This window comes from Streptomyces sp. SYSU D01066-1, from assembly GCF_054956795.1.
The window spans coordinates 90763-114032 of the sequence record NZ_JBUDHV010000004.1; the positions used below are offsets into that span (position 1 = coordinate 90763).

14 protein-coding genes, 1 pseudogene and 1 riboswitch are annotated in these 23270 nt (G+C 70.7%); of the genes and pseudogenes, 5 read left to right on the forward strand and 10 right to left on the reverse strand.

Annotated features, from left to right (window positions below):
- Positions 1 to 117: 117 nt before the first annotated feature.
- The 7 genes from ACY1JF_RS05835 to ACY1JF_RS05865 all read right to left on the reverse strand — a co-directional run bounded on the left by ACY1JF_RS05835 (position 118) and on the right by ACY1JF_RS05865 (position 8345).
- The gene (locus ACY1JF_RS05835) at positions 118 to 861 is read right to left on the reverse strand and encodes a transglycosylase family protein (protein ID WP_462703889.1); all 744 of its coding nucleotides are present in this window, start codon (positions 859 to 861) and stop codon (positions 118 to 120) included.
- Positions 862 to 864: 3 nt separating this feature from the next.
- A riboswitch (cyclic di-AMP (ydaO/yuaA leader) is annotated at positions 865 to 1032 on the reverse strand.
- Positions 1033 to 1213: 181 nt separating this feature from the next.
- Positions 1214 to 2359 (reverse strand): transglycosylase family protein, encoded by a 1146-nt coding sequence (locus ACY1JF_RS05840; RefSeq protein WP_462703890.1) that lies wholly within the window; start codon positions 2357 to 2359, stop codon positions 1214 to 1216.
- A gap of 169 nt (positions 2360 to 2528) precedes the next feature.
- Positions 2529 to 3761, reverse strand: a complete 1233-nt coding sequence (locus ACY1JF_RS05845) for a cytochrome P450 family protein (protein ID WP_462704053.1) — start codon at positions 3759 to 3761, stop codon at positions 2529 to 2531.
- A 159-nt stretch (positions 3762 to 3920) separates the two neighbouring features.
- Positions 3921 to 4919, reverse strand: a complete 999-nt coding sequence (locus tag ACY1JF_RS05850) for a nucleoside triphosphate pyrophosphohydrolase (protein WP_462703891.1) — start codon at positions 4917 to 4919, stop codon at positions 3921 to 3923.
- 72 nt (positions 4920 to 4991) lie between these two features.
- Entirely contained in the window at positions 4992 to 5636 is a 645-nt protein-coding gene (locus tag ACY1JF_RS05855) for a SurA N-terminal domain-containing protein (RefSeq protein ID WP_462703892.1), read from the reverse strand.
- Between the two features lie 155 nt (positions 5637 to 5791).
- Entirely contained in the window at positions 5792 to 7789 is a 1998-nt protein-coding gene (locus ACY1JF_RS05860; RefSeq protein ID WP_462703893.1) for a tachylectin-related carbohydrate-binding protein, read from the reverse strand.
- A 145-nt stretch (positions 7790 to 7934) separates the two neighbouring features.
- Positions 7935 to 8345 (reverse strand): ATP-binding protein, encoded by a 411-nt coding sequence (locus ACY1JF_RS05865; RefSeq protein WP_462703894.1) that lies wholly within the window; start codon positions 8343 to 8345, stop codon positions 7935 to 7937.
- Between the two features lie 212 nt (positions 8346 to 8557).
- Between ACY1JF_RS05865 and ACY1JF_RS05870 the strand changes: the two genes are divergently transcribed.
- Positions 8558 to 9394, forward strand: a complete 837-nt coding sequence (locus ACY1JF_RS05870) for a helix-turn-helix domain-containing protein (RefSeq protein ID WP_462703895.1) — start codon at positions 8558 to 8560, stop codon at positions 9392 to 9394.
- A 7-nt stretch (positions 9395 to 9401) separates the two neighbouring features.
- A complete protein-coding gene (locus ACY1JF_RS05875) occupies positions 9402 to 9581 on the forward strand; it encodes a DUF397 domain-containing protein (RefSeq protein ID WP_462703896.1) in 180 nt (59 codons plus the stop codon).
- 102 nt (positions 9582 to 9683) lie between these two features.
- Here ACY1JF_RS05875 and ACY1JF_RS05880 read toward each other — a convergent pair whose 3' ends face one another.
- Entirely contained in the window at positions 9684 to 9995 is a 312-nt protein-coding gene (locus tag ACY1JF_RS05880; RefSeq protein ID WP_462703897.1) for a DUF6281 family protein, read from the reverse strand.
- On the opposite strand from ACY1JF_RS05880, the pseudogene ACY1JF_RS05885 reads away from it, so the two are divergent.
- Positions 9949 to 10440 (forward strand): annotated as a pseudogene (locus ACY1JF_RS05885) (DUF5753 domain-containing protein); the annotation flags it as partial. The gene ACY1JF_RS05880 and the pseudogene ACY1JF_RS05885 sit on opposite strands and share 47 nt — an antisense overlap.
- Positions 10441 to 10445: 5 nt before the next feature.
- Positions 10446 to 10628 (forward strand): DUF397 domain-containing protein, encoded by a 183-nt coding sequence (locus ACY1JF_RS05890; protein ID WP_462703898.1) that lies wholly within the window; start codon positions 10446 to 10448, stop codon positions 10626 to 10628.
- 149 nt (positions 10629 to 10777) lie between these two features.
- Here ACY1JF_RS05890 and ACY1JF_RS05895 read toward each other — a convergent pair whose 3' ends face one another.
- Both ACY1JF_RS05895 and ACY1JF_RS05900 read right to left on the reverse strand, forming a co-directional pair.
- Entirely contained in the window at positions 10778 to 11137 is a 360-nt protein-coding gene (locus tag ACY1JF_RS05895; RefSeq protein WP_462703899.1) for a hypothetical protein, read from the reverse strand.
- 16 nt (positions 11138 to 11153) lie between these two features.
- Complete coding sequence (locus ACY1JF_RS05900) at positions 11154 to 20933, reverse strand: LamG-like jellyroll fold domain-containing protein (RefSeq protein ID WP_462703900.1); 9780 nt, start codon at positions 20931 to 20933, stop codon at positions 11154 to 11156.
- Positions 20934 to 21225: 292 nt separating this feature from the next.
- Here ACY1JF_RS05900 and ACY1JF_RS05905 point away from each other — a divergent pair, with 292 nt between their 5' ends.
- The gene (locus tag ACY1JF_RS05905; RefSeq protein WP_462703901.1) at positions 21226 to 23172 is read left to right on the forward strand and encodes a tachylectin-related carbohydrate-binding protein; all 1947 of its coding nucleotides are present in this window, start codon (positions 21226 to 21228) and stop codon (positions 23170 to 23172) included.
- The last annotated feature ends 98 nt before the right edge of the window (positions 23173 to 23270 follow it).

Here is a 23270-nt window from a genome sequence, read left to right on the forward strand (position 1 = left end):
TAAATTGTTTCTGAACGGAACAAAGCAGGGGGTGGATTTCCGCCGTCACGTTTCGGACATGACCCCGCCCCGGCGCGTACGGGGGAGGACGCGCCGGGGCGGGGAGTTCGCACCGTCCTACTTCAGGTGCAGCTGCTGACCCGGGTAGATCAGGTCGGCCTCGTCGACGATGTCGTCGTTGAGCTCGAACAGCTCCGCCCAGCCGCCGTCGACGTCGTGCGCCTCGGCGATGGAGCTGAGGGTGTCGCCCTTGACGACCTTGTACTCGCCGTCACCCTTCTCGACCTTCTCGCCGGTGGGGGTGGTGACGGTCTTGCCGGCCGAGTCGGCCGACCCGGTCGACTCGGTCGACTGGGCCGTTCCGGTCGACTCGGCCGCCGGGCGCTCCTGGGAGCGGGAGGTCTGCTGCTCGGTGGAGCGGTCCTCGGTGGCGGTGGAGGAGCCGGTGCTCTGCTCCTGCGAACCGCTGCCCTGGCTGCCGGTGTAGCCGGCGCCGGACAGGCCCGTGCCGCAGGTCGGCCAGGCGCCCCTGCCCTGGGCCGCGAGGACCTTCTCGGCGACCTGGATCTGCTGGTCCTTGCTGGCCTGGTCGGCGGTGGAGGCGTACTGCGTGCCCCCGTAGGCCGCCCAGGTGGAGGCGGAGAACTGCAGACCGCCGTAGTAGCCGTTGCCGGTGTTGATGGACCAGTTGCCGCCGGACTCGCACTGGGCGACGGTGTCCCACTCGGACTCGGTGGCGGCGGAGGCGTTGCCGGCCGCCATCAGCGGGGCGGCGACGGCGGCACCGGTCACGCCGGCGATGGCGATGGCGCGAGTGGCCTTGGACGGACGACGGTGCTTGCCCTTGCTGGAGAACAGCATGGATGATCCCCTCACCGACGCCTGCGAGGTGAGCTGTCGGGTTCGGGCCGGTTGAGTTGCCCGGCCGGGTCCCTCACGGGACTCGGCTCCACCCCTAGCCGCTCCGGCTCAACTGCCCGGTGCGGCGACTTACCTTGGGTCCCCCGCTCCTGCCTTCGGCGCTTGCGCGACGACTGTTCCCGGACTGCCGCTGGCAGGATTCGGCGTTGCGGCGGCCGGGGCCCGCGATGGCGAGCGGTCACGACCGTAGGCAGGCCCGCGGTGGATTTTCAAAGACGATCAGGGCTTCTGAGACCTATCTCTCACGGCGTTTAATACGGACAATCACCCGCAACCGCGACGCGAACTGCCGTCACTCCTCGACCGGTTCGGTCCCGACGGCAAGCTTCTGACCGGGCAGGATGCGGTCGGGGTCGGCACCTACGGCCTCCTTGTTCGCGGCGTAGAGGGAGGACCATCCCCCGGCGAGGTCAAGGGAGTCGGCGATGGTCCAGAGACTGTCGCCGGCGCGGACGGTGTACGTCCCGTCGCCCGCGTCCCGGGCCGTCCCGTCGTCGCGCGAGGCGTGCCGCCCCGAGGACGACTCCGAACGGCCCTTCACCGCCTCCTCCTCGGCGCTGCCGCCGCGGTGCCGGCCGGTGCCGGTCCCGGTGGCCGCGTCACCCTCGCCGGTCCTGGTGAGGCTCGAAATGGCGGGGCTCGGTTCGAGGTTGTCGGCGCTGCCGGTGGCGCCGGAGGTGTCCGTGGTGTCGCGCTTGGTGGTGGCCGCGCCGCTCGCTTCCTCGACGGGGGAGGCGGATTCGGACGATGTGCCGGAGTCGGCCGATTCGTCGCCAGTGTCCGAAGTGTCGGCGGACGGAGTGGCCGAGGGGGAGGACGAGGGGCCGGAGGCGTCGGAGCCGGAATCAGAACCGGAGTCCGCCGAAGAGCCGGTCGAATCACTCGAACCGGCTGAACCGGCCGAACCGGCTGAATCGGCTGAATCGTCCGACTCCGCGTCTGAACCGGCCGAACCGGTTGAGCCGGAGGAAGCGGAGGAACCACTCGAACCGGAAGAACCGTCCGACTCCGCGTCCGATGACGCCGATCCGGACGAATCGTCCGACGCGCCGTCGTCCGACGCGCCCCCCTCCAGTCCGGCGAGCGGTCCGCAGGACGGCCAGGCGGCGACGCCCTGGGCCGCCAGCACCTTCTCGGCCACGCGGATCTGCTGGGAGCGGCTGGCCCGGTCGGCGGTGGTGGCGTACTCGAGGCCGCCGAACGCCTCCCAGTCCTCCTGGGACAACTGCAGGCCACCGTAATAGCCGTTGCCGCTGTTCTGGCTCCACGCGCCGCCGGTCTCGCACTCGGCGACACGGTCCCAGGCCGCGCCGTCGGCCGCGTGGGCGCCGGTGGCTCCGAGGAGCGGGATCGCGATGGCGGAGCCGGTGACTCCGGCAGCGACGACCAGGGCCGGGGCCTGGCGGGGGCGACGGTGTCGGCCGTTCCCGGAGAGCATGCGGAGACCTTTCACGAGACAGCAGGGCCCGCACGGCGGTTGGTGCTCGGTGCCGCGCTGATCCGTGAACGTATAGGCATACGATCACCCATCACAAGTTCATGCCGTGTAGATCACATGGAGATCACAGTGCTGACCGCGCGTCACCTTTGCGGGTGCGACGGATCATTCACTCGGTCGCGGTGAACGACACCGGCAGGGTGCGCAGGCCCCGCATGATGAGGCCGCCGCGCCAGCGCAGTTCGGCCGGGTCGGCGGCCAGGCGCAGGTCGGGCAGGCGGGTCAGGAGCGTGGCGAGCGCGGTCTGGCCCTCCAGGCGGGCCAGCGGGGCGCCGAGGCAGTAGTGGATGCCGTGGCCGTAGCCGAGGTGCTGGCTGTCCTTGCGGGAGAGGTCCAGGGTGTCGGGGTCCGTGAAGCGCGCCGGGTCGCGGTCGGCGGCGGCGAGGACGACGAGGACCGGGTCGCCGACGGCGATGTCCTGGCCGCCGATGGTGAGCGGCCGGGTGGCGAACCGCCAGGTGGCCAGTTCCACCGGGCCGTCGTAGCGCAGGAGTTCCTCCACGCCGGTCTCCAGCAGGCCGCGCTCGCCGGCCGCGAGCGACTCCTGGAGGCGGGTGCGCTGCTCGGGGTGGGTGAGCAGGGCGTACATGCCGTTGCCGATGAGGTTGACGGTGGTCTCGAAACCGGCGAAGAGGAGGATGAACGCCATCGCGGCGGCCTCGTTCTCGGTGAGGTGCTCGCCCTCGTCGGAGGCGCGGATCAGACCGGAGATGAGGTCCTCGCCGGGCGCGGGCTCGGGCGGCAGCGCCTGGCGTTTGCGGTGGATGAGGTCGGCGAGGTAGCCGCGCATCTTCTTCACCGACCGCGCGACCCCGCCCCGGGGGCCTCCGCCGTGCCGGATCATCATGCCCGCCCAGTCCCGGAAGTCGTCCTGGTCCTCGCGGGGGACGCCGAGCAGGTCGCAGATGGCGTAGATGGGGAGCGGGAAGGCGAACTCGTGGATGAGGTCGGCCTCGCCCCGTCCCGCGAAGGAGCCGATGAGGCCGTCGGCGAGTTCCCGCACGCGGGGCGCGAACTCGGCGACGCGGCGCGGGGTGAACGCCTTGCTCACCAGCCGGCGCAGCCGGGTGTGGTCCGGCGGGTCGATGTTGAGCAGGTGCGTCATCAGCTCCGCCTTGCGCTCCCCCGGGATGCCGGTCTTGCCCTTGGCGTGCGCAGGTTCGGCGTGATGCGCCGGGTTCTTCGACAGCCGGGGGTCGGCGAGCGCCTGCCGGGCGTCGGCGTACCGGGTGACCAGCCATGCCTCCACCCCGCTGGGCAGCCGGGTGCGGTGCACGGGGGCGTGCTCGCGCAGCCAGGCGTAGGCGGGGTACGGGTCGCTCGCGAACTCCCAGGTGAACAGTTCGGGGGCGGCAGGGGCCGGGGTGGCGGGGGCCGGGGTGGCGGGGGCGGGGGCGGCAGGAGCCGGGGTGGCAGGGGCAGGGGTGGCGCGGCGGGGCTCGGCTTGCTCGGTCACCCCCCGACCGTATCCGTCCCTCTTCGACGACCGCGTCCGCGCCCTTTACGACCGCGTCCGCGCCTCCGTCTCCCGGATCGCGTCCCGGTAGGCCCGCGCCGCCGCGCGCAGGGCCGCCTCCGGGTCCACGCCCTCCGCCTCGGCGCGCACCGCCAGCGCCAGCAACTCGTAGCCGGGGCCCTCGACGCGGGGCAGCGGGACGTCCAGGCCGGCCGTGCGCACCCGGGAGGCCAGCTTGGCGGCGAGGGCCAGGCCGGGCTGGCCGAGCGGGACGCCCTCGGTGACGGAGGTGCGTCGCTTCTCCACCGCCTTGGTGCGCAGCCAGTGCTCCCTGACCTCCTCGGGGGTGGTGGCGGTCTCGTCCCCGAAGACGTGCGGGTGGCGGTGGATCAGCTTGGTGACGATGGTTGCGGCCACGTCGTCGATGGAGAAGGGGGCCTCCGGGTCCTCCTCGGCGATCCGGGCGTGGAAGACGACCTGGAGCAGGACGTCGCCGAGTTCCTCACGCAGTTCGTCGCGGTCGCCCTCCTCGATGGCCTCGACGAGTTCGTACGCCTCCTCCAGGACGTACTTCACCAGGCCCTCGTGGGTGCGTCGCGACGACCACGGGCACTCGGCGCGGATGCGGTCCATGACCTGGACGAGGTCGAGCAGGCGGGCGCCGGGCAGGTCGTAGGAGGCGGGCAGCAGTTCCAGCTCGGGCATCGCGACGCGGCCGGAACCGGCCAGCCGGGCGAGTCCGTCGGTGAGGGCGGGCTCCCCCTCCCCGGTCGCCACGACCACCACCGTGTGCCCGCCCGCGCAGGCGTCGACCAGTTCCTCGGCGGTGGGGGCCGACTCGTCGACCCGTATCCCCGCCTCCCGCAGGTACGGCAGCTGCGGGTGCGCGCCGTCCGCGCACAGCACGCGGTCGGCGGCGCGCAGCGCCTGCCAGGCCGGCCAGGACAGCAGACCGGGGGCGACGCGGTGGCTGGTGGTGAGCAGGACGACGCGACCGGGGGCGGGGACCTGGCCGGCGGCGGCTTCGGGACTCGTGGCGTTCACACCTCGAACGTAACGCACGGCGCCGGATGCCCCGGAAGTTATCCACAGGGGGCGGGCTTCACGGCTGTACCGTCACGCCGCCTGGGGCACTCCCGCCGGCGCGACCTCCCGTAGCCAGGGCGTCTTCGCGTCGGCACGGCTGCTCTTCTCGACGTCCCAGGTGCCGTAGCGCGGGTTGAGGGCGATGTCCAGCTTCTTCGACGTCTGCGACAGGGCCTTCCAGAAGGCGGGCCGGCCGGTGTCGGTGCCGAGGTGCTCGGCCAGCTTCTGGGCCTCCAGCTGGAGACGGAGGTTGTCGTCGACGCGCCCCGGGGCGATGCCGTACTGCTGGAGCCAGACCGTCCTGAGCGCCTTGGCTCCCCCGGCCTGCTGCTGCAGCCCGGTGCGCATCTGCTGGACCTCCTTGCGGGTGACGGTGACGCCCGCGTCCTGGGCGGCGCGGTGCAGGACCCGGTCGAGGACCATGCTCTGGAGGGTGTCGCGGGTGAGGCTGCCGGTCCTGGAGATGGCCTGCGCGTACTGCGCCTCGTCGGGCACGGCCGCGCGCTGGGCCGCGCGCACCTCGCTGACCCGGTCCTCCAGCTGCGCGACGGTGATCCGCCGGCCGTCGACGACGGCCGCCGCACCGGGGTGCGCGTCGTTCCCGCAGGCGGTGAGGAGCGGTGCCGCCGCGGCGATCGCGGCGGTGAGGAGGAGCGCGGTGCGACGGCGGTGCAAGGGAACCTCCCGTTGGAGATTGTGCGACGGTGCACAAAGTCTTGCGGTGATCGATGGTAGGCAGTGGACGGGCTCCGGCCAACCCATTCGACCAACGATTCACCGGGACGTCGGGCACCGCCGCGCCGCACCGGTCGGAGTCGACGGGTGCGGGACTAGCGGGACCGCTCGTCCGTCGGCGCCGGGAGTTCGTGGGCGGTGAAGACGGGCGCCGGCGGGGCCGTGGCCGCGGTGGTGCGGAAGGTGCTGAGGGTGGTGGCGCTGGAGGCGGCGTAGACGCGGGTCTGGTTGGCGCTGGTGCGGTAGGAGAAGGCCCAGGTGGGGCCGGAGGCGTTGGTGTAGGCGAAGGCGGTGGGGTCGGTGGCCGCGATTTCGGAGGTCTCCCGCTTCCAGGTGCGCCAGGTGCCGGAGCCCTGGGTCTGTTCGCCGGTGTTGTAGAGGTAGCCGTCGTCGGCGCGGGCCATGACCTCGGTGATGCCGGTCAGCGGGCTGATGACGACGGACGGGGAGCCGGCGAAGGTCTGGTCGCCGACCTGGGACCAGGTGTCGGGGAAGGCGCCGCCCTCGGTGGTCTGGCCCATGGTGACGATGTGCCCGTCGGCGTCGCGGGCGAAGACGGCGAGCCGGTAGCCCGGGTAGACCACGACCGCCGGCGTGCCGGTGAAGCCCGTGCCGGGGAGGTTGGTCCAGGCCGAGAGGGTGCCGTCGCTGAAGTGGGCGGTGGTCACCGTGCCGGAGGCGTTGACGCCGAACAGCTGGATGCCGTCGCGGACGGTGACGGCTGTCAGCGGCTGGGTGTGGCTGCCGCCGCTCAGCGGCAGCCAGCTCATGAAGTAGCCGTTGGCCTCCTGCTCGACGCGGTACCAGGGCCTGCCGTCCGCGTCGACGGAGAACTGGACCAGCCGTCCGTCGGGCAGCTTCGCGGTGGTGGCGTGTTGGGCCATCCGACCGGCCAGGTCGGCCCAGTCCGACCAGTCGGCGCTGGACTGGGCGGCCTGGTTCCGCGTCCAGATGTCGCTGTTCAGGTTGTGGGCGGTCAGCACCAGGCGGCCGTCGGGGTGCTCGGCCAGCGAGGGCCGGCCGGTGAACCCCTCCTGGTCGTCGACGACGGTCCACTGGACGCTGTTGAAGTCGGAGGGGTCCGACTGGCGTCCGTGCACGAGCCGGCCGATGCCGTCCGTGTAGGCGTACTCCACGGTGCCGGCGGATGCCTGGAGGATGCTGGTGGTGCTGTGGGCCTCCACCGTGATCTGCGGGGCCGGCGGGGTGTGGTCGGTGGTGACGCCGCAGGTGTCGGGAGCGGCGGTCACGTTGAGGTACCCGGCCCAGCGGTCGGAGCCGATGACCTTGGCGGCGACGGCCCAGGCGTCGGTGTCCTCGTCGTAGCGGTAGTAGCGGAGGTTGCCGTCCGGCATGACGCGCAGCAGGGTGTCGCCGCCCAGGGACGCGAGGTCGCCCTCGGTGTTCCAGCCGGAGTAGGACACCCGTACGTGACGCTCGGTCCAGCGCTGGCTGGTGAAGTCGTAGCGGGAGCGGTACAGGGACCCGGTCGCGGCCTCCCGGCCGTAGATCACCCCTTCGTCACCGGCGACGACGGCGTCGTAGCGGCTCCAGTCCGCGTCGACGATCTTGTCGCCGCCGGGGTACCAGGAGCTGGTGTCCGCGTAGTACCTGTGCCAGCGCAGGGCGCCGTTCTCGTCGAGCCGCCAGATGTGGCCGGTCCGGTCGACGGTTATCTTGTCGCGGTTCGCGGCCTGCTGGTACTGGCCGAAGTTGTTGCTGATCTTCTTGTGGTGGATGTCCCAGGTGCCCGAGCTGGTGCGCCGGCTCAGGTAGAGGCCGTCGGACTTGACCCCGTACAGCTCCTGGTCCGGGCCGGCCATGACCTGCCCGTAGCCGGACCAGCCGGTGTCGATCGTGCTGGGCGACGGCATCGTGCCGCCGGTGAGCGGGGTGGGCATGGCCTGGCGCAGCAGGTTCCCGGCCGTGTCGACGGCGTACGTCGGGCCCGTGCCGGCGCAGGTGACGGCTGCCGCGGCGGTCTCGGCGGCCTGCACCGGGCTCGGGGCGAGCGCCACGACGGGCAGCGCGGCGGCGGCGGTCAGAACAGCGGCCAGGCGCCGACCGGGGCCTCTTCGCGTCGCGTCTCTCATCGATGTCCTTCCCTCACGGAGCCGATGTTCTTGATCACCGGACGTTAGGCAACGGACGGTGAACGAGGCAGTGTCGAGCGGGGGAACAGCGCGCGCCTTCCTGTGTGGATCCGCTGAATGGTCGGTGAAATCGCTGACAGCGGCGTCAGGCCGACACCAGCTCGCACCACACCAGCTTTCCTCTGTTGCCGCTTTCGACCAGAGGCCGCCAGCCCCACACGTCCGCGCAGGCCCGCACCAGGACCAACCCGCGACCGTCCTCCCGCTCGTCGCCGCCCGCTCCGGCCTCCGGAGGCGGCGCGGGCGGCTCGGGATCGGCGTCCCACGCCGTGATCCGCAGCACTTCGCCCGACCAGCGCACCCGGAGGGCGGCGGGCCCCTCGGTGTGCCGTACGGCGTTGGAGACCAGCTCCGCCGCGAGCAGTTCGGCGGTGTCGACGAGGCGGATCAGTCCGTGCACGGTCAGGATCAGACGGAGGGTGCGGCGGCTGACGGTGACGGCGCGGACGTCGTTCGGGATGGAGAGGGTGTATTCCCAGGGGGCGGATTCGGGCATGGGGCGGCTCCAAGTTGCGTGACAGGGATCGTGGGCGACGACGAGGGCCGGTGTCGTTGCCGCGCCGCGATGGCAGGACGGAGCGGTGCGCTTCCGGCACTCAGGAGCAACGATGAGTGCTTGTCGCATCACTGACGGTAGGGCGTACATGCAATACGTGGCAAGCTGGTCGCATAACGTGACCCCGAACGAGCCCGCGGCAAGGAGCGAGTGTGGTTCTCAGGCGTGAACCGACGGCGCGACAGGTGCGCTTGGGAGCTGAGCTGCGCAGGCTCCGCGAAGCAGCAGGACTCACGACCATCCAGGCAGCGTCGCTGCTCGGAGCGAACAGGGTCCAGATCAGCCAAATCGAAGCCGGCCTCGCGGGTGTGAGCGAGGAGCGACTGCGCCGCCTCGCATCCCATTACTCCTGCACCGACCAAGAGTTCATCGACGCTCTGGTCGCCATGGCGACCGATCGGGCACGTGGGTGGTGGGAGCAGTACCGGGGCCTGCTGCCCACGTCGTTCCTGGACCTCGCCGAACTGGAGCATCACGCCACATTCCAGCGTGAAGTGGCGATCGTGCATGTGCCCGGCCTGTTGCAGACGGAGGAGTACGCCCGAGCCGTCTTCTCGTCACGGGTACCAGAACTGACGTCCGAAGAACTTGAGCTGCGCGTCCAGCACCGCATGAGACGCCAGCTCACCACCACCCCATACGAGTTGGCGATCCACGAGGCAGCCTTGCGCATCAGGGTCAGCGACCGCGCGGCTGCCCGAGCGCAGCTCATCAAGCTGTCGCAGCTCTCCGAGGCCGACCACATCACCGTGCGCGTCATTCCGTTCGATCTGGACGGCTTCGCCCGGGCCGCCACCGCCATGACCTACACGGGCGGACCCGTCGCCAAGCTCGACACCGTGGTACGGGATGTCCCCCACGGTTCGGCCTTCATTGACTGCGAGGCACAGCTGGGCGCTTTCCGAACACGCTTCCGTAAAGTGGAAGCCGTAACCCTGAGTCCCGAACGGTCGCGTGACTTCATCCACCGGTTGGCGAAGGAGCAGTGAGCAGGACATGGACAACTGGCGCAAGTCGTCCTACTCGGGGCCCGACGACGGCAACGCCTGTGTGGAGATAGCCAACTCGTCCACGCACGTCGCGATACGCGACTCGAAGACCACACCGACCGCCCGCACCACCCTCACCTTTCCGGTGGTCGCCTTCACGGCGTTCGTCAAGTCACTCAAGTCCTGAGCGCCCTCCCCCACCGACACCCACCCCCGAAAACGGATGACACTTGCCCCCGAAGTGTCATCCGTTCCCGGACGGACCACCGGACAGCCCCTTACGGTCGTGTCAGCCCGGCTGAACAGTGAGCAGCATCAGCTCACCCTCGTCCCACCGCACCGCGATGGCCGTACGCGGATCCACGCCCTCGACGGCGTACGCCGTGGTCGGCGCGCGGGGGACCGTTCCGTCGGGATCGTTCGGTGTGTCGACGCACGGCGGGAACTCCGCGGTACCGAGGACAACGCCCGGAGTGAAGTCGGTGCCGGTCGCATCCGCGTAGGTCCGACCTCCGTACGTGGCGCTGACCGCACAGGAACCCGCAGCCTCTCCACTGCCGCCACCATTCCTCGACCTGGCCGAACTGGAACACCACGCCACGCTCCTGCGCGAGGTGGTGATGCTGTTCGTACCCGGGATGCTCCAGACGGAGGACTACGCCCGCGCGATCTTCGAAGGGGCGTCCCCCACCCCGTACGAAGTGATCGTCCATGAAACGGCACTTCGCATCCGCGTCAGCGACCGCGCGACCTCGCGGGCTCAACTCGCGCGCCTGCTCGACTTTTCCGAGGCCGATCAGATCACGCTACGTGTCATCCCGTTCGACCTGGACGGATTCGCCAAGGCATCCAGCACCATGATCTACGCCTGCGGCCCCGTGCCGAAGCTGGGCACCGTAGTCCGCGACACGCCTCATGGCCCGGCCTTCCTCGATTCGGAAGTGCAACTCGACACCTACCGAACGCGCTTCCGTAGAGTGGAGGACGCATCGCTCGGCCCCGGCCGGTCACGAGACCTCATCCGCGAGTTGTCGAAGGAGCCGTGAGACCCATGCCTGTCTTCACGAACTGGCGCAAGTCGTCCTACTCCGGCGAGGGCGACGGCAACGCCTGTGTCGAGATCGCGGACTCCCCCACCCACGTGGCGATACGTGACTCCAAGACCCCGACCACCCGCCCCCTCACCTTCCCCGTCGCCGCCTTCACGGCCTTCGTCGAGTCGCTCAAGGTCTGAGCCGGACTGTTCTCCGCCAAGGACCAACGATGATCCCGGTTCGACACCGCCGCAGGCCGAGACCTCGGCCCCCATAGTGTCGAAATCACGCTCAAGCGCCGCCCTTCCATGGGACCTTGTCGCCCACCGCCCTCGTTATTTCCTCCGAGTCACTCAGTCCCTTCCGTCCCAGAGGGGCGGATAGCCAGACACGCGACAACGTCTGAGGCGTCACCTCTCAGGAAGAGCTGGAAGTACCAGCCGCCCTGCGGTCGGTCATCGACGTGGCCGACCAGCACTTCCTCCAGGCCGGATGAGGCCAGATCCATGACGGCCTGCGGGAAACCGAGGGAAGGTTGCCCCCTCTTCTGCGCCGATCTCTCCCGGCGGCTGTACGTACTCACCAAGCGTTCCACCTGGACTGGCTCTTCCGCCAGCTGGAAGTGAGCTCCGGAGGCGAGTGCGGAGCGACAAGCCGTCCACGCCTCCGAGTCCCCGCTCAGGAGATCCTTCAGGCGCTGTCGCTCCACGCCGTACCGTCCTCTCTCATCTTTTCCCGGGGAAGTGCCACTTACCTCTGTTGATGCTGATCTCTGCCCCCTCGATCACGCCCTCCAGGGCATGCTCCGACTCCTCGTAGCTTTCATACTCGGTGTCGTGGATCTGGTGATCGACCGCGCGCGGGACCTTGGAGTGCGGAATGCGCAGGACGACTCCTTCACCACCTCTGAGCTCGGCCGCGTCCAAGGCGACATCTTCGTAATCGTGCGTCCACGAGGTGTACACGCTGTCCGTGTTGTCGTCACCGCCGGCATGTCGCCCGAGGTCTCTGTGTCCTCCCAGAGGCACCGCGCGTCCCTCCAGCGCGTCGTCGTACTTCCAGTGCCCCTTGGGAACCCCTCGATAAAGATAGCCGTCACCGATACCACACATCTCGTCGGCGTTGTGCACCAGGACCGGCGCCGCCCCCGCCGCCACGAAGAACGTGTGCGCCCGGTCCACCGTCAGGTTGTGGACCGTCGTGCTCTGGGTCCACGCACGTACCGCCGTCAGCTCGACCTTCGTGCCCGAGCCCGTGCTCAGCCACTGGCCCGGCTTCAGGTCGCCGGCGTCCAGCCATTCCTTCAGGTCGGGGACCCAGAAGGGGTGGCCCTCCGTGGCCGTGATGACCGCGGTCGCGTCGCCGGCGGCGCCGTCCGTGTCGATGGTCAGGTCGACCAGGTGCTTCTCGCCCTTGCCGGTGATCGTGTCGGTGACCTTCTCCGACGACGGGGACTCGTCCGTCGTCGGGTCGGTGGCCTTCACCTCGTCGCCGACGTCCACGTCCTCGATGGGTTTGCGGCTGCCGTCGGCCATCACGACCAGCGTGCCTTCGACGAAGCTGTTGGCCTCGGCCGCGACCCCGGCGACGTCCACGGCGCACGACGTGTACTCCACCGCCGTGTCCAGCTTGTCCGCGGCCTCCGCGATCTCGTCGCCGTACTTGGCCGCCTTGGCCGCCATCCGGCCCGCCTTGGCCGCGCGGACCAGGCCCGCTCCCGCGCCGCCCGCCAGGGCACCGGCCACCGTGGCCGCCGCCCAGGCGCAGGCCTCCATGTCGCCCTTGGTGAGGCAGTTCTTGAAGTCGTTGAAGCCGGATGCCTCGGCCGCGAACTCCAGGCCCGCCTTCAGCCCGTCCCTGAGGTAGGGGGCCGCCGCGCGGGCGAACTCCGTCGCGGCCTGGACCGCGGTGGAGACCGTCTCCACGACCTCGCCGGCCGCCGCGACCACCGCGTCCCGCAGGTCGGTCGCGGCCTGCGCCGCGTCCGCGATGACGTTGCGGGCGGTGTCCACCACCGCCGCGGGCAGGTTCGCCGCCGCGGAGACGATGTCCTTGGTCACCGATATCAACGGCTTCACCGCCGCCGCTATCTCCGGGAGCGGGCTGTGCTGGATCGCGTAGGAGACGGCTGCCTTGGCCTTCTTGGTGATGGCCTTGGCGCGGGCCACCGCGGCCCGCTTGGCCGCCGCCGCCTTCTCGCGGGCCCAGGCCGCCGCCGATTTCGCCGCCGACGTCGCCTTGCTCGTCACCCAGCTGACCGCCGAGGACACCTTCTGCGCCACCCAGCTGACCGCCGACCTGGCCTTGTTGTAGACCCACTTGGCCGCGTTGCTGATCGCCCGGCCGACCGCCTTCACCGCCGAGACCGCGGCCCGCCACGCCTTCTTGACGACCGTCTTGACCGCTCTCGCGGCCTTCTTGACGCCGCTCTTGATGGCGCTGCCGACCTTCTTCACCCCGGAGGCGACCTTCTTGCACCAGCCGCAGCTCGGCCAGTGGCCGTCGGCGTCGACGTAGTCCAGCGGGGCGCCGGCGCCGTAGGTGTAACGGTTGGCGAGGATGGAGGCGCCGCCCGCGTAGTCGACCGAGTCGCGGGAGTCGAAGGTGCCGGTGTCGGAGTTGTACCAGCGGGCGCCCATGTTCACCTGGTCGGTGTCGGGGTCCGTGTAGTCGCCCTGGTAGCCCAGTTCGCCCGCGACCTCGCCCTCGGCCTGGGACTCGACCTCCTCGCCGAACGGGCTGTACGTCGTCGAGTCCGCCAGTTCCGTCAGGTCCGCGTCGGTCGCGTCGAAGTCGCCGACCACGTCGCCGTGGGAGTCGGTCAGGACCAGCTGCGCGGTGCCGTTCTCGGAGACCGACATCAGCTCGTCCATCGGGCCGCGGCCGTAGGAGGAGGCGCCGTCGCTGACCGGGTCGGGGCTGAGGCCCGCGTAGGTGAAGTCGGTGCCGTTGCGGGAGTCGACGCGGTCCAGGGAGTCGTAGGAGTACGACACGTCGCCGGCCTGGAGCAGGCGGTCGAAGGCGTCGAAGGCGAAGTCCTCGGTCAGGCCGGAGCTGGTGCGGGAGGCCAGGGTGCCGCGCGCGGTGTACGTGTAGGTGTAGTCGCCGTCGGACTGGACGCGGTTGCGCTCGTCGTAGACGGCGGTCTTGTCGCCCTCCTGGACGCGGTTGCCGGAGGCGTCCCATCCGTACTCGGTGGTGTCGCCGTCGGCGGTCCAGGAGGTGAGGCGGCCGGCCTGGTCGTAGCCGTAGGTGTTGTCGGCCGCGTTGTTGCCGGTGACCTTCTTCGAGGTCAGGTGGTCGTTGTCGTCGTAGCCGTAGTCGATGGAGGTGACCGTCTGACCGGTGCTGTTGGTCAGGGTGTCGGTGTCGACGCGGCCCAGGTCGTCGTAGCCGTAGGCGCGGCTCTGTCCGGCGCCGTAGGAGACCTGGCGGAGCATGCCGGAGGTGTCGTAGGCGTAGCTCTGGCTGGTGCCGGTCAGGGAGTCGGTGGCGGTGGACAGCTGCTGCTTGGCGTAGGTGAACAGGGACGTGCCGGTGGCGTCGGTGCGGCTGGTCAGCAGGCCGTCGTCGTCGTAGGCGTAACTCGCCTCGCCGGAGGGGCCCTCGGCCGACAGCAGCAGGCCGCGGTCGTTGTAGGTGTAGGCGTTGTCGCCGTCGGGGGTGGCGGCGGAGGTGAGGCGGCCGGCCGCGTCGTAGCCGTAGCTGCGGTCGGCGGTGGCGGTCTCGGCGCCGGTGCCGGTCTCCTTGACCAGCCGGCCGGCGTTGTCGTAGACACGGGTCTGGGTGACGCCGCCGGGGGCGGTGGCCCGTACCGCCTGGCCCGCCGCGTCGTAGGCGGTGGTCCAGGTGCGGTCGGCGGCGGCCGGGTCGGCCTCGGTGGCCGGTTCGATCACCGACTCGGCCAGTCCGAGGGTGTTGAACGTGTAGTACGTGGAGTTGCCGCGGCCGTCGGTGTAGCGGGTGCGGTGGCCGGCCGCGTCGTAGCCGAAGGACGTGGTGATGGACTCGGTGTCGGTGACCGGCTCGGTCTGCTTGGTGAGCCTGCCCAGCGCGTCGTAGGCGTAGCGGGTGGTGTGGCCGAGCGGGTCGGTGGACGCCACCAGGTTGCCCGCGTCGTCGTAGTCGTAGCCGATGGTGCGCAGGGCGTTGCTGTTCGGGGCCAGGTCGGACTCGGAGACGAGGCGGCCGGCCTGGTCGTAGAGGAGGGAGGAGGTGCGGCCGAGGCCGTCGGAGCGGCGGACCTCGCGGCCGGCCAGGTCGTAGCCGAACTCGGTGACCGTGCCGCTGGGTTCGGTCAGGCGGACGACCTGGCCGAGGCTGTCGTAGGTGAACGAGGTCTTCGCGCCGCTGGGGTCGGTCTGCTCGGTGACGTTGCCCGCGTCGTCGTAGGTGTAGCGGGTGGTGAACGCGTCCTCGTACGGCTCGCGGTCGATCTGCGTCTGGGTGACCGGGCGGTCCAGGTCGTCGTAGGTCGTCTCGGCGCGAGCGCCGGTCGGGCCGGTGACGGAGAGGACCTCGCCGGTGCGGGTGTAGGTGTACCTCCACTGGGCGCGGTCGTCGCCGCTGCCGGTGGGTTCGTCGCGGACGGTGACCCGGTTCAGCCGGTCGTAGCTGTAGCGGGTGACCTGGTCGAGGGGGTCGGTCGCCTCGACCAGGTTGCCCAGCGCGTCGTAGCGGTACTGGGCGGTCGGGGTGACCGGCGTGCTGGTGCCGGGCGCGGTGTACGGGGCGCCCGTGGTGCTGACCTGCCGGCCCAGCCGGTCGTACTCGGTGTGGGTGACGTTGCCCAGGGGGTCCTGGACGGAGGTGGCGGCGCCGTAGGTGTCCAGGCCGACGATGGTCAGCGGACGGGTGTTCTGCGCGGCGGCGCCGGCCTGTTCGGTGTCGACGGCGGGCGCCAGCGTGGAGATCTGGCGGCCCAGCGCGTCGTAGCCGTAGTCGGTGACGTTCCCGGCGGGGTCGGTCACGGTCTTGGTCAGGCCGCGCTGGTCGTAGGCGTACGTCGTGGTCAGCGTCTCGGAGCCGTTGTGGGTGATCTCCTTGGTGGCGTTGCCCGCGAGGTCGTAGACGTAGTCGACCTGCTCGGGGCTGGCGCTCACCGGCCACGGCACGTTGGACGGGTTGCCGCTGTTCTTCGTCGTGGTGACGTTGCCGGCCAGGTCGTAGGTGTAGCTGGTGGAGCGGGACAGGCCGCCGGGGTCGGTCACGGTGGAGGCGACGCGGCCGACGGCGTCGTAGGTGGTCCGGGTGACCGTCCGCCCGTTGTCGGTGGTCTCCTTGGTGACGTTGCCGGCGCCGTCGTACTCGTTGGCCTCCACGACGATGTCGCGGGTGGTGCCGTCGGCGTTGTGGAAGCCCTTGAGGGTGATGGACTTGACCAGGTCGTCGCCGTAGTACTGGTACTCCAGGGTGCGGCCCATGGCGTCGGTGTGCTGGGCGAGGCGGCCGGCCATGTCGTAGGCGTAGGACTGCATGACCAGGTCCTCGCCAAAACCGGAGCCGTCCGCGTCCTCGGGGTCGCCGTCCCAGTCGACCAGGCGCACCTCGGCGATCATGTTGCGGGCGGTGTAGGCGTACTCGAAGCGGTTGCCGTTGCCGTCGACCATGAAGGTCTGGTTGCCGAACGGGTCGTAGCCGTAGGAGGTCTCGTTGCCCTCGGCGTCGGTGACGCGCACCGGGCGGCCGTGGTCGTCGAGTTCGTAGGTCATCGAGCGCGGCAGGTCGGCGCCGACGACGTCGTCGATCGTGGTGGCCGTCACCACGCCGTCGGGGTCGTACGTGGTGGTGGTGCGCTGCTGGTGCCGGGCGCCGGTGACGGCGTCGCCGACCTGCGGGTCCAGGGAGGAGACCAGACGGGAGAGCTTGTCGTACGTGTAGGTGGTGGTGACCCCGTCCGGCTGGCTGTCGGATATCTCGGTCTCGCTGATCCGCCGGCCGAGGGCGTCGTAGGTGTAGCGGGTGATGAGGCCGGACGGTTCGGTGACCTCGGCGATGTCACCGCTGTTGAAGTAGGCGTAGCGGGTGACGGCGCCGCGCGGGTCGGTGCTGGTCTTCAGCAGGCCGGTGGGGGTGTTGCCGCCGTCGCGGGCCGGTTCCACACCGGTGGTGTAGGTGTTGACGACCGAGCCGCCGTCGGGGTTCTTCTGGGAGAGCAGGTTGCCGTTGTCGTCGTACTTGTACGTCGTCAGGTAGCGGTTGTCGGTGGCGCTGGTGGAGCGGGCGTCGCGGGTCTCGGTGGGCAGGTCGGTCCGCAGGTCCAGCTCGTCCAGGCCCGCCGGGTAGGTGGTGTACGAGGTGTGGCAGTCGCCCTTGGCCCGGCAGGTGGTCTGGCTGTTGACGTTGCCCCGGTCGTCGTAGCCGAGGGTGACGGTGTCGCCGGTCTCGCTGGTGGTGACGGTCTGGTAGCCGCGGTCGTCGTAGGTGTAGCTGCGGATGGCGACGCCGTCGACGGGGTGCCGGACGAAGTCGGGGCTGCCGTCGTCGTCGCCCGGCGGGGTGGTGCAGAACATCGGGTCGCCGGGGTCGGGTTCCGAGCAGACCTCGGTCGGCGCGGAGGTGGACGGGGACGGCTCGGGAGTCGTGTCGTACTCGCGGGTGCCCAGGCCCAGCGGTTCGCCGTAGCGCAGCAGCTGGGAGGTGAGGCCGTCGTACTCGTAGAAGTACGGCTGGCCGACCGGGTCGTGCACCTCGACGGTGCGGCGCAGGTCGTCCTCGTCGCCGAAGACGGCGGGGGCGCCCACCGCCCAGGTGCCGCCGTTGGCGTCGGTGTACTCGCCGACCCGGTCGCGGGCGGTGTCGTAGGACACCTCGGCGGCGGTCCGGCCGCTGGGCAGCGTCGTCTTCGTCAGCAGGTCGGCGGCCTGGGTGCCCAGGGCGTAGTGGGTGGAGACGGCCTGGGAGCCCAGCGGGTGGTGGTAGACGGCGACCTCGTCGATCGAGCCCGCGAAGGAACGGGCCTGGTACGCGCCCCAGCCGGGCCAGCTCGCCGGGGAGCTGGGCCGGGCCGCGCCGATCTGGTTGTGGGTGAGGTTCTGCGCCTGGATCTGGCCGCCGGCCAGGGTGGCGGCCTGCTTGCCGTCCAGGTAGAGGGTCTGGGTGGTGCCGGAGACGGAGAGCACGGCGTGGTGCCACTTGCCGTCGTTGACGTTGGCGGTGGTGGCGGTCATGGGGTGGGCGGTGCCGTCCCAGAACTGGCCGCGCAGCTTGCCGTCGGTGCCGACGTACAGGGTGGGCACGCCGGTGCCGGGGGCGGTGCCCCACGCCTTGTCCTGGTAGCCGATCAGCGGGCCGCCGACGCCGGTGGCGATGGTCTTGAACCACACCTCGACGGCCGCGTCCCGGCTCGCCTTCAGGGTGCCGCCGGGCAGGGTGACCCGGGAGGTGGTGCCGTTGAAGCCGGCGGCGGTGGAGGGGTCGCCGGTGACCGCGCCGGCGCCGCCGAGGGTGACGTCGCCGTACGTGCCGCGGTCCTTGCCGAGGTTGACCTCGATGGCGCTCTCGGCGGAGGTGCCCTCCTCCTCGCCGAGCCGCCAGTAGGACTCGGGGCGCGAGTCGCGCACCCCCGCCGCGTAGTGGCTGCCGGCGGTGTAGGTGTAGGCGGTGCAGCCGCCCGTGGGGTCGCAGACCTGGTCCAGGACGTCACCGGTGTAGGTGTACGTCCAGGCCAGCGCGGCCCCGTCGACCGCGTTGGTGGCGACCCGGGTGACGTGGGAGCCGGTCCAGGTGAAGGTCAGGGAGCGTTTGCTGCGCGGGTTCTCGGCCTTGACGAGCTTGCCGCCCGAGTAGGTGTAGTTGACGACGTTGGAGGTGGCGTCGGTGATCTTGACGAGCAGGCCGGTGGTGCTGAAGGAGTACGTCGTGCCCGACTTGTCCTGGAGGGTCCAGGTGCCGGCGGTGGTGTCCTGGGTCAGCTTGGCGAACCGGCCGGGCGGCGGCGCGTAGGAGCCGTCGGGGTTCTTGCCGAAGCGGACGTCGCGGCCGTCCGGGTAGCGGATGACGACGTTGCCGGTGCCGTCGTTGTCGGGGGTGAGGCGGATGTCGTAGCGGGTGGTCCAGCCGGTGCCGAAGGCCAGGTCACGGCGCGGGTCGAGGCTGTTGTAGGTCCGCACCAGCGTCAGGTCGGGGCCGACGCCGGCCAGGGAGGCGTCGATCGCCGAGGTCGCGTAGTTGCCGACCTGCGGGTCGAACTCCAGCTCCTGTCCCTCGCTCAGCCGGGAGGTGATCTCCGGCTGCGGGACCGAGGTGAGCATGGCGATCTGCGCCGTGGGCACCTCGTTGCTGGCGTCCTTGGCGAAGCCGCGCCACAGGTAGGTCTTGTTCCAGGACAGCCGACCGGCCGGGACGGAATAGGCGGGGCTGGACTGGTAGGCCGAGGTGACGCAGTCGACGGGCTTGTCGTCGTCGCCCTGCTCGCAGACCTCGAACTTGTACTGGAGCGTCTGTCCGGCGGGCGCGTCGATGTCCACGGCGCTGGCCCACAGCTGCGGGCTGAGCGTCTGCGCCTGGTAGCCGTTGGGCGGGTACTGCTCCTGCACCACGGGCGCGATGTCGAAGACCTGGAGGGAGAGCCGGCCGGGGGCGACCTGCTCGTCGGTGAAGACCGGACCGCCGGACTTGACCATGGTGAAGTCCAGCAGGTAGGAGCCCGGCGGCAGCGCCTTGATGGTCGCGGTGAAGGTGGTCTTGGCGCCGTACGCGACGTTGGTGGTCAGGTTGGCGGCGCGCTGCTGGGTGACCAGCTCGCCGTCCTTGTCGTACGCCCGGTAGGCCAGGTAGTAGGCGCCGGGCGTCCAGGTCTGCCCACCCTTGTTGGTGACGGCGACCTTGACCTGACCGGCCTGGTTCTGCAGGACCGGCGGGTCGGGGACGGGCTGGGTGAAGGAGTAGCTCGCGTTGTACGGCGAGTGGGTGACGTACAGCTTGGGCGGGTTGGCCGTGCCGTGCCCGGCGAACTTCTTCCAGCCCAGGGAGTCGGTGGCCGAGGCCCGCACCGACAGGCCGTAGTTGGCCTGGGTGCCGTCGACCCAGCGCTGGACGAGGTCGCGGCCGGACTTGCCGAGGTCGAACAGCTCGGAGGCGGCGGGGCAGGCGGACTTGGACTTGCCGGTCGCGATGTAGCCGTAGGCGAAGGACTTCGACGCGAGGCTGTCGCCGACCGAGGGGCCGGGGTAGCTGAGGCCGGTGCCGGCGGACCAGGACTCGGTGACCGGGTGGACCGACACCGGGCGGGCCTTGCAGGAGGCGGAGTCGTAGTTGGTGAGCTGGAGCTGGGCGCCGAAGATCTTGTGGTGCTCCAGCTCCTCGTCCAGTGACGGGAAGCCCAGGTAGGTGGCGGTCGCGCCGTCGGCGCCCTTGCCGACCTGGAGTTCGCTGGTGCCGACGACGGAGCCGCCGCTCTTGACGTAGACGCTGGTCTCGGCGGACGAGGTGTCCACGGAGGGGTCGACCCTGACCGGGAAGACCCGCTCCGGGGCCCGCAGCCAGTCCGCGTCGACGGTGATGCGCAGGGCCTGGCCGCCGCCGGCCCGCTCGACGAGGTCGTAGGTGACGTCCTCGGAGCGGGCGGGGGCGCCCTGCTCACCGCCGTGCCCCGAGTCCTCCATGAACCCGGCGGGGATGACGCCGACGACGCGGCCCCGGGCGTCGGTCAGCTCGACGGCACCGTCCGCGATCCGTGCCGTCAGCCCGTCCAGGGTGAGGGGGAAGTCGAAGGTCGTCGGGGCGTCGGCCGAGTGCAGGACGAGGGTCTCCTTGACGCCGCCGGCCTGGGACTCCAGCGTCAGGTCGGTGTCCGCGAGGACGCCCCGGTAGGTGACGGCGCTGCCCTCCGCACTGCCCTGGACGCCGGCCGCGCCGCTCAGGCCGTACGACAGGCTGCCGCCTGTGGGGAGTTCGACGGTGGCCAGGCGCGCGGAGTCGGCCCGCTCGTCGATGCGTACGCCGACCGCGTCGGCGGTGTTGCGCCAGCCGTCGCCGTCCGCCCGCAGCTCCGTGTCGATGGGCTGCCAGTCGCCGTCCGCGTCCCGGTAGTTGACCGGTGTCGGCGACATCTCGGTGGTCCGGGTGCCGTCCGCGTTGGCGTAGGTGCGGCTGAACCCGTCGCGCTCGGCGGGCAGTTCCCTGCTGCGGTCGGCGTCGAAGCCGGTGACCTCGGTGGCCGGCGGGGCGAGGGCCTCGGCCTTGTTGCGGGCCTTCTTCTCGGCGGCGGCGACGCTGCCCTTCTTCGCCGTCGTCGGGTACTTCGACCGCAGGGTCCGCGGCGCCTCGGTGTTGGCGTCCCGCTCGCCGACCAGGTGGTCCTTGCCGTCGGCGGAGGCCCACCGCTGGTCGGGGGCCGAGCGTCCCTGGGGGTCCTCGGGGAACAGCGGGATGCCGGCGCCGGACAGCGCCAGGGAACTGGCGGTGATCACCGACGCCAGGAGGATGCCGAGGGCCATGCCCCAGCGGCTGCGGCGCAGCCGGCGGGACAGCAGTCTTCGGGCGGCTCTCCGGTAGCCAGGCACAGTTCCCCCTCAGAACCACATGTGGGTCATGAATCGACTTAGGGATCCTGGGAGTTGCGTGAAGATCGTGTCCAGGCGATCACCGACTGTCCATCTTTTTGTCATGTACACACTTCAGTTGTTCATCCGCGCGCCACTGCCGCGTTAACCCGGCGCTGCTTAACGTCCCCCTGCCGGGGGGTCATGATCGCGTCAGCGTCGTCCTCCCCATGTTTCGCACCCGTGTCGAGCTGGAAGGACATCGATGAGGTCCCTAGCGGGAAGATCATTCGGCAGCCGGACGGCCGCGCTCGTGACGGCGGTGGCGGCGCTGCCCCTGACGCTGACGGCGTCGGGCAGCGCGTACGCGGCGGACGAGGTGACCTGTTCCTCCACCGGCGCCCTCTACTCGGTCGCCTCGGACGGCAACCTGCTGCGGCGCAACATCTCCGACCCGGCCGGCGGCACGGGCACCCTCCCCGCGGCGAGCACCGTCATCGACACCGGCTGGGACCAGTACCCCCGGGTACTGACCGCCAACGGCGCCACCTTCTACGGCATCAAGGCCGACGGGCTGTACTTCAGCCACCGCGACGCGGCCACGGCCACCTGGGACGTCCACCACCGGCAGATCAGCTCGTCCTTCGCGAGCTACCGGCTGGACGAGAACCGCAACGAGATCACCGCGGACCGCGGCGGGAACCTCTGGTTCGTCGACCCCGACGGTGATCTGCGCTACGTCCACTACGACAGCGCCACCGACGCCTTCAGCGCGGACGGCAACAAGAAGATCGCCTCCGGCTGGGGCCGTTACAGCTTCATCGTCGCCACGGAGCTCGGCGTGGTGTACGGCGTGGACTCGGCCACCGGCAACCTGCTGCGCTCGCGCTACGACTTCACCAGCCAGCGCTGGATCCAGCAGCACCAGGTGGTCAGCACCGCCGACTGGCGCGACACCGAGGACCTCACCTCGTTCGGCGGCGACGTGATCCTGCGCGTCAAGCCCAACGGTGAGGTCCGCCAGTACCGCTACCGCGAGGAGGCGGGCGACTTCGCCACCTACAACCAGCTGCTGGGCAGCGGCTCCCACTGGTCCGGCTACACCAGCGTGACCGGGGCCCCGGACGCCTGCCGGCTCACCGCGGACCACACCCCGGCCACTCCGGTCATCAAGGTGGATTCCTTCACGCCGACCAGTGCGCTGCAGGCGTCCAGCGGCGAGGTCGAGTACGCCTACACCGACAACTACGGGCGCCTGGTCCACGGCCGGCAGACCGACCCGTCGGACTTCAACTCGGTGCAGTGGACGACCATCTCGGGCGACGAAGCCTTCTCCGGGCAGCCGCAGCTCGCCGAGCAGCCGGACGGCCGCACGGCGCTGACCGCGCAGAACGTCAACAGCGAGATCTGGTGGCGCCGCCACGCCGCGAGCAGCCCCGACTGGGGCGGGTGGACCGACCTGGCCGGAGCGATGGCCCAGCATCCGGTCACCGCCAAGACGGCCGACGGGGTGCTCACGCAGTTCGCCGTGGACGCCGAGGGCCGGCCCTGGTACCGCGCGCAGCAGCGGGCCAACGTCGACTTCATGGGCTGGATGCCGCTGAGCGGCGAGGGCTTCGCCGGTCCGCTCACCGCCGTCGCCGTCCGCGACGGCGTCCAGCTCTTCGGCACCGACGCGAACGGCACCCTGCGCACCGCCACCTTCAGCGACGGCGACGTCGGCACCTGGACCGCCCTGGGCGACCGGACCATCACCGGCACCCCCTCCGTCCTCGTCTACCCCGGCTACCGCCTCGGCGTCTTCGCCCGCGCCACCGACGGGCACATCGTCCACCTCACCCAGACCGCCGAGGGCGCCGCCTTCCCCGCCGCCTGGTCCCAGATCGGCGACAAGACCTTCGCCGGTTCCCCCTCCGCCGTCCTCAGCCCGCTGACCGGCATCCCCGAGATCATGGCCCGCACCGACGACGGCTACCTCTACAACACCGGCGAACAGACCCAGGGCTCCGGCACCTGGCGCACCTGGAAGCAGGAGACCTCCGAAGTCGCGGCCACCGACCCCACCGCCTTCACCTACACCAACGCCTCCGGCCCCACCTGGGCCTTCTCCTACCGCACCGGCACCAACCAGACCCGCGTCTACGCCGCCTCCAGCGCCACCGCCTTCCGCAGCCAGAGCGGCGACGGGGGCGACGGGACCGGGGCCACGCCCGCCCCCGTCTTCGAGAAGCACGAGCTGCCCGCACCTCCCGCCCCGTAACCACGGCCGACACCACGGCCAGGGCCGGCACCGCCGACGGGCCGGCCCCTCCCGCCCCCGTCCCGTTCGGGCCGGGGACGCTCGGACCTCACCCAGTT